The sequence below is a fragment of the Streptomyces sp. NPDC006510 genome (assembly GCF_040611955.1).
GTDB lineage: Bacteria > Actinomycetota > Actinomycetes > Streptomycetales > Streptomycetaceae > Streptomyces.
Window position 1 is genome coordinate 21503 of sequence record NZ_JBEXPH010000113.1, and the last position, 6352, is coordinate 27854.

Sequence of the window (6352 nt, forward strand, 5' to 3'; positions counted from 1 at the left end):
TCATGTGGTGGACCGATGGCGTGACCGAGGGGGCACAGGTGATCTCCGAACCGGAGATGGTGGACGTGTTCGGTGCGGTGGGGACGGGCGAGGTGGTGGGCGACCTCGCCCGGAAGCCCGCCGGGGGACCCCGGCCGCGCCGCCCGTGGTGGTGGGCGCTGAGCGGAGCCGTAGTGGCTTCGGCCGTGTGGGCAGGTGCGTTGTACCTGTATCCCTTCGGCGACAAGCAGCCGGACATGCACGGCTACCGGCTGAACGAGGATCCGTGCCCGACCCTGCGGCTGAAGGCGCTGGGCGCGGCGATAGCACCGAAGGAGGCCACACCCGGGCTTGTACCGAAACTCCTGAAGGATCCGGCCCTGGACCGGGTGAAGTGCTTCATCTCGCTCCGGTCACAGGCCGCGAAGAAGCCGGTCAGCAGCCGCTGGTACACCGACTACTCCGTCGGAATCACCGTGGCACTGCACAAGAAGTCCGACCCCGCAGCCGAATTCGAGGCTATGCGCGGGGTGGCCGATTCCGGTGTTGACGCCGAGGTGAAGGTGGAGAGGGTTCCGAACCTCGGCGACAGCGCGTACGTGCTGACGCAGGACGACGGCAACGCGGAACTGCGGGTGCTGGAGGGCGGCGTGGTTCTCTCGCTGGGTCTCTCCTCCTACACGCAGTACAACAGTGACGACGGCGAACCCCCGGCCGATGACGGGCCGGACACCTCTGATCTGTCCCCGTACCGGTCCGCGATGATCAGCGACATGCGCGACCTGATGCAGAGCCTCAAGCGCTGACCCCGACAGGGGCCACAGGGCACGCGCGCTATGGGGAGCAGCTGATTCATTGCGGCCCGATGAACACTTCACCCCCGGGGAATACGTGCCGGGACGAGCGCCTTCCTGCTGCTGTGACGATCGGTGACCGGCCCGGCCGCCGGTGCTGTGGACAGGAGCAGGAGAGAGGGAGCTCATGCCGAAGGCGTACGTGGTCACCCGCAACGGCGGACCGGAGGTGGAGGCCCTCATCGAGCAGGACGTGCCGGTGCCGGGTGAGCTGCTCGTCGCGGTTCGGGCCGCCGGGGTCAACCCGGGCGACCGGAGGCTGCGCGCGGGGTACAGCAGGCCCGGCAGCGAGCCGCAGCCCTTTCCCACCGTCCTCGGCAGCGAGGTCGCCGGAGTCGTCGAGGGCATCGGCCCGGACGTCGAAGGGTTCGCTGCCGGGGACGAGGTCTTCGGCAATCCGGTGACCGGCGGGTACGCCGAGCTCGGCGGGGCGGCCGTCGAGCGGGCCCGTACCGCGGCGGTCCTCGAAGAGGTGGCGAATCTCGTTGTCACCGGCGCTCTGCGGACCCATGTGAACCGGTCCTTCCCGCTCACCGGGACGGGAGACGCGCTGCGTGCCGTGGAGAGCGGCCACACTCTCGGTAGGATCGTGATCGAGGTGGCCGCATGAGTTCCCTGAGTCAACCTCCATGCCGCCAAGAGGGTGTCGTCGGCTGTGTTGGTCTTCCCGTTGGTCTGATGAATCCCGGGGTCGTAGCAGGCTCCGTCACGCCGGCAGGCCCAGATCACGCGGAGCCGGGCGCGCGCGAGGATGCGGGTGGCGTGGGGGTGGCGGTTCTTGCGGGCCCGCGCGTCGGTGTAGATCTTTGCGGCCCACTGGCTGCCGTGGCGGCTGTTGTCCGCGAAAGTCGTGATCGCGACACGGGCTCTCCGGTTCGTCGCGAAACGGAAGGTCACGGCGTGGGACTTCCCGGAGGCCCGGGTGACAGGGACGACTCCGGTCCCGGCGATGAAGTGCTCGCAGGACTCGGCGCGTTCGGGGATCGGACCGACCTCGCCGATGATCTGGCCGAGGTTGACCTTCCCGATGCGGGGCATGGAGGCCAGCAGCGGCGCGTAGGGGTGTACTTCGACGGCGGTGGCGATCTCGCGGTCCAGCTCGCGGATCGTGGCGCGCATGGCCCGCACGAGCTGGACCTGGACGCGGGCGAGCGTGGCGACGGTGGCCTCGCCGAGCCGGGTGGCGGCGGCCGGGGCGGCGCGCAGGCGCTCGATGAGCTGCTCCCAGCGGTCCACGCGGGTGCCGGAGTTGTCCATGACGCTGACGTCGTGGGTCTCGGTCGCCCAGTCCCATCCGATGAACACGAAAGAAGTACTCCTGTGACGTCGACGGAGCACCTGCCCGGTGGTGAGGTCGTCTGCCGGGAGCTCATTAATCGGCCCTCTGCGGGGCGTGTCCCTGAAGCCGATCAGACGGCCTCGGCCCGGCGGGGCCGGCGTAACTCATGCTGGCCGCCGAACGGCTCGCGCGCTTGGCCGTGCACCCACCGGGACCGAGAGGCCACAACCCTACCGAAGAGGGCTGTAGAAGGGATGGTCCTCTAATGAGCGCGCCGAATGCCGCCACCGGTGATGTGCACCCGCTGGACAGCCCGGTCCGCGCCGCACTGACCGGCCCGCACGCCCACTTCGCCGAGGGCCGTGGCCGGATCCTGCGCTACCCGGCGGACGTGGCCCCGTGGGTCGCGATCCCGGATGCGCCTCAGGCCGAGGACTGGGACGACGCGGCGGCGCTCGTCGGACCCGGTGGCGCCGTCACCATCACGGCCTTCCGCGAGCCGCCGCCGGACGGCTGGGAGATCGTCTTCCGGGCCGAGGGTGTCCAGCTCGTCGACGCCGGGGTCGCGACAGCGCCCTTCCCCGGGGCCCTACGGCTCGGACCCGCCGATGTGCCCGACATGCTCGAACTGGTCGAGCGCACCCGGCCGGGGCCGTTCCTGCCCCGCACCGTCGAGCTCGGCACCTACCTCGGGATCCGGCGCGAAGGCGTGCTCGTCGCGATGGCCGGCGAGCGGCTGCGCCTGCCGGGCTGGAGCGAGATCAGCGCCGTCTGCACGGACGAGTCCGTACGCGGCCAGGGGCTCGGCACCGGGCTGGTGCGCGCCGTCGCCCACGAGATCAGGCAGCGCGGCGAAACGCCGTTCCTGCACGCTGCCGCCTCCAACACCAACGCCGTCCGGCTCTACGAATCCCTGGGCTTCGTGCTCCGCCGCCGGACGTCCTTCCTCTCGGCGCTCGTCCCGGAACGGCTGCCGACGCGCCTGCCGGTTCCCGGCAGTGTCCACGGCGACCGCGACGCCCGCACGGCAGCCGTGCGCTGACCCTCGGCACGGGACCTTCGGCCCGGCAGCTCCGGGCCGAAGGCCACTGCCGCCTCCCGCATCGGGACCTTCGGCGCGTCCCCAGAGGCCGTAAGCCTCGTGTGCCGCCCCCTCGGAGCCGGGTGCACTGGTACCGAACGCCGGCACCGGTCCGGCAGAACCTGGGAGGAGTCAGCCGTGACGATCGGGCTCCGGCGCCGCCTTGCCACACGTGGAGCGACGCTCCCGGGGCCGGACGCGGGGGAGGCGGCCGCTCGCGCGCCACGGGTCGGGAACCTCGCGCTGTTCGGCGGACTGGCCCTGCTGACGGCCGTGGTGGTCCTACTGGACCTGCGGACCGGCGAGGACCTGAGCCTCGTACCGCTGCTGGTGGTCGTCCCCGCGCTCGTCTCGGTCTTCGGAACGGTCCGGCAGACCGTGGGCGTGTCCACCTTGATCATGATCGTCGTCGTCGGATCGCACCTGATGACCGACGGCACGTTCTGGGACATCGCCACCGGCGTCGTCTTCACCGTGCTGGCCTGCCTCCTGGGGATCGCCGCCTGCGCGCTGCGGATCCGACACGCCACGCAGATAGCCAGGCTGCGCTCCGCCGCCGTCGCGCTCCAGCGCCAGATCCTGCGCCCGCTGCCCATCCTGACCGACCAGATCCTCGCCCACGGCATCTATACGCCGATCGAGGAGGACCGGCTGGTCGGCGGCGACATCTACGAGGTCGTCCAGTCGCCCTACGGAACCAGGGTGATCATCGGGGACGTCCAGGGCAAGGGTCTCGCCGCGATCGGGGCGGGCTTCGCCGTGCTCGGGGCGTTCCGGGAAGCGGCCATCCGCGAGCCCGTCCTGACGGGTGTCGTCGATGCCCTGGAGGACGCGGTCGCCAGGCACAACACGTTCTCCGCCCAGACCGGGGAGACCGAACGCTTCGTCACCGCCCTGGTGCTCGGCTTCGACGGGAGCGACCGGGTCCAGGCCGTCAACTGCGGCCATCTGCCGCCCCGGCTGCTGCACGACGGCGTGGCCGGTGCCGTCGCGCTGCGCCGCACCTCCGTTCCGCTGGGCATGGCGGAGCTCAGCCATGAGGCGAGGGCCACCGAACGGCTGGACTTCCCGCCCGGCGCCACGCTGCTGCTCTTCACCGACGGGGTCACCGAGGCCCGCGACGCGTCCGGCGCCTTCTATCCGCTGGATGCCCGGCTGGGCCGCTGGGCGGAGCGGGCACCGTACGAGGTGCTGGAGGCGCTCGATGCCGACCTCGACTCCTTCTCCGGAGGCGTGCGGCGCGACGACATCGCCGCGCTCGCCCTGCGCCGGGTAGCGGCCGGCGACCCCGGCCGCCCCATGACCGTCGGCCATGGCGCCCGCCGGGCGGCCGAGGCGTTCAGCGGCCGGTAACCAGGGTCGCTCGGCCGCGGCGAAGGTCCGTGAACTCACCGGCGGGATCGGCGCACAGGTCATCCTCGACTTCGTCGGAGCGCCGCCCACCGTCGCCACCGCCGGAGCCGCGGCCGCCATCGACTCCGACGTCACGATCGTCGGCCTCGGCGGAGGTGCGCTGCCGGTCGGCTTCGGCTCCCTGCCGTACAACACGACGGTCACCTCCCCGTACTGGGGCTCGCGCTCCGAGCTCGCCGAGGTGCTCGACCTCGCCCGCACCGGCTCGGTCGAGGTCCATGTGGAGACGTACTCCCTGGACGAGGCGCCGCTGGCGTACGAGCGACTGCACCACGGCAAGATCAACGGCCGCGCGGTCATTCTCCCCAACGGCTGACCGGCCCGGATCTCCTTCCCGCTCACGGTCTCGCGGGCCGTCGCACGGTGCGGCGGCCCGCATCGTCGTACCCGCGACCGTTGCGCGCCGCGCCCGCCCGGGGTGAGACTCGGCGGATGGAATTCGTCGTGCTGATGACCCTGCCCGGACTGGTGATCGGGCTGACCGCGGTCGCCTTTCTCGATCAGCTGATGCTGCGTGCGGGGCGGGCAGGCCTGCTGCCCTGGCGCAACGGCGCACGGCAGGGGCAGGTGGCGGCGACGGGGTTCGAGCAGCTGCATGCGAGCCTCTCGCCCGGCAAGCAGAACGAGCTCAAGGAGCGACAGAGCGCCCTGCTGATGCGTGACGACGAGGAGGACGGCGCCCCGCCCCACCGCTCCACCGTCGACCTCGACGGCGGCCGCGCCGTCATCCGCCTGCCCGGCAGCGCCACCCGGTAGAGCACCGGCGCCAGGTCGTGTCCGCCCCCGACTGCCGGGGCGTCTCAGCTCATCGCGTTGCCACCAGGGGGCGCAGCGGGGTGTCGCGCAGCCGGATCACCGCCGGGGCGCAGCGCCGTGCCGCGATCGTCAGCAGCCAGGCGACGAGCGCGCCGGTCACCAGCCCGATCAGCACATCGTGCGGGTAATGCACACCGATCCACACCCGGGACGCGGCCATCAGCACGGCTGCGGGCACCGCGATCGCCCCGAGTCTGCGGTCGGTCAGCCAGATCGCCGTCGCCGCGGCCGCCGCGATGGCGGCGTGATTGCTGGGGAAGGACCAGTCGCCGAGCGCCGGGCACGCCTCCACCGTCACGACATGGAGGGTCTGGCACGGCCGTTGTTCGTGGAAGACCGACTTCACCAGGTCGTTGGCGAGATACGCGGCCACCACGACGAGCGGGGCGCAGAGCGCCATGGCGGTGCGAGCGGGGTCAGTGGAGCGCGAGCGCCACCAGGACGCGAGCATCAGCAGGGCGAACAGGGCCAGCCCGTAGTCCGACCAGACGCGGATGACGGAATCCAGGGCAGTGGGGGAGCGCTGGGCCAGCTCGGTGATCCAGGTGTACACACCACCGTCGATCGAGGTGGCGGTGGAAGCGAGCGGCATCAGCTGTTCTCCCCCTGGGGGGTGCGCCGGCCCCGGGAGCGGAGCAGTTCGGCGGCGAGCGGGATGAGGGAGACCACGACCACGAGGGCGACGATCGGCAGCAGATAGCGGTCGACATTCGGCACCGAGGACCCCAGCGCATAGCCCGCCAGGACCAGACCGACGGTCCAGACCACCCCGCCGACGACCTGCCAGAGCGTGAACACCCGGGCCGGGACGTCGAGCGCCCCGGCCAGCGGGTTGAGGGATCCGGACCCCATCGCCTCGGGATCGGTGACGTTCTTGACTCCCAGGCAGTACACGTCCACCAGGAACCCGGTGACGGTCACCCTGCTGGC

The 6352-nt window shown here is 71.5% G+C and carries 7 protein-coding genes and 3 pseudogenes; 7 read left to right on the forward strand and 3 right to left on the reverse strand.

The window, feature by feature from the left end:
- Positions 1-20: 20 nt before the first annotated feature.
- Both ABZY11_RS28475 and ABZY11_RS28480 read left to right on the forward strand, forming a co-directional pair.
- On the forward strand, positions 21-785 hold the full coding sequence (locus tag ABZY11_RS28475; protein WP_356481874.1) for a hypothetical protein: 765 nt from the start codon (positions 21-23) through the stop codon (positions 783-785).
- Positions 786-960: 175 nt separating this feature from the next.
- Positions 961-1443, forward strand: coding sequence for a zinc-binding dehydrogenase (locus tag ABZY11_RS28480; protein ID WP_356481875.1), 483 nt, complete (start codon positions 961-963; stop codon positions 1441-1443).
- Positions 1444-1646: 203 nt separating this feature from the next.
- Here the strand turns inward: ABZY11_RS28480 and ABZY11_RS28485 are convergent.
- A pseudogene (locus tag ABZY11_RS28485) lies at positions 1647-1952 on the reverse strand (transposase); the annotation flags it as partial.
- On the opposite strand from ABZY11_RS28485, the gene ABZY11_RS28490 reads away from it, so the two are divergent.
- The 5 genes and pseudogenes from ABZY11_RS28490 to ABZY11_RS28510 all read left to right on the forward strand — a co-directional run bounded on the left by ABZY11_RS28490 (position 1951) and on the right by ABZY11_RS28510 (position 5362).
- Positions 1951-2157: a hypothetical protein gene (locus ABZY11_RS28490; protein WP_356481876.1), complete on the forward strand. Its 207-nt coding sequence runs from the start codon at positions 1951-1953 to the stop codon at positions 2155-2157. The pseudogene ABZY11_RS28485 and the gene ABZY11_RS28490 overlap by 2 nt on opposite strands.
- A 220-nt stretch (positions 2158-2377) precedes the next feature.
- Positions 2378-3154, forward strand: coding sequence for a GNAT family N-acetyltransferase (locus ABZY11_RS28495; protein ID WP_356481877.1), 777 nt, complete (start codon positions 2378-2380; stop codon positions 3152-3154).
- A gap of 177 nt (positions 3155-3331) precedes the next feature.
- On the forward strand, positions 3332-4546 hold the full coding sequence (locus ABZY11_RS28500) for a PP2C family protein-serine/threonine phosphatase (RefSeq protein WP_356481878.1): 1215 nt from the start codon (positions 3332-3334) through the stop codon (positions 4544-4546).
- Positions 4547-4559: 13 nt separating this feature from the next.
- Positions 4560-4922, forward strand: a pseudogene (locus tag ABZY11_RS28505) (zinc-binding dehydrogenase); the annotation flags it as partial.
- Positions 4923-5038: 116 nt separating this feature from the next.
- On the forward strand, positions 5039-5362 hold the full coding sequence (locus ABZY11_RS28510) for a DUF6191 domain-containing protein (protein ID WP_356481879.1): 324 nt from the start codon (positions 5039-5041) through the stop codon (positions 5360-5362).
- A gap of 49 nt (positions 5363-5411) precedes the next feature.
- On the opposite strand, the gene ABZY11_RS28515 is transcribed toward ABZY11_RS28510, so the two are convergent.
- Positions 5412-6014: a phosphatase PAP2 family protein gene (locus ABZY11_RS28515; RefSeq protein ID WP_356481880.1), complete on the reverse strand. Its 603-nt coding sequence runs from the start codon at positions 6012-6014 to the stop codon at positions 5412-5414.
- Positions 6014-6352, reverse strand: a pseudogene (locus ABZY11_RS28520) (hypothetical protein); the annotation flags it as partial. The pseudogene ABZY11_RS28520 and the gene ABZY11_RS28515, both read right to left, overlap by 1 nt.

Bases quoted from the DNA above. Each gene is read 5' to 3' on its own strand.
- ABZY11_RS28480 (WP_356481875.1), top strand. From the start codon at position 961: ATGCCGAAGGCGTACGTGGTCACCCGCAACGGCGGACCGGAGGTGGAG.
- ABZY11_RS28490 (WP_356481876.1), top strand. From the start codon at position 1,951: ATGGCCCGCACGAGCTGGACCTGGACGCGGGCGAGCGTGGCGACGGTG.
- ABZY11_RS28495 (WP_356481877.1), top strand. From the start codon at position 2,378: ATGAGCGCGCCGAATGCCGCCACCGGTGATGTGCACCCGCTGGACAGC.
- ABZY11_RS28510 (WP_356481879.1), top strand. From the start codon at position 5,039: ATGGAATTCGTCGTGCTGATGACCCTGCCCGGACTGGTGATCGGGCTG.
- ABZY11_RS28515 (WP_356481880.1), bottom strand. From the start codon at position 6,014: ATGCCGCTCGCTTCCACCGCCACCTCGATCGACGGTGGTGTGTACACC.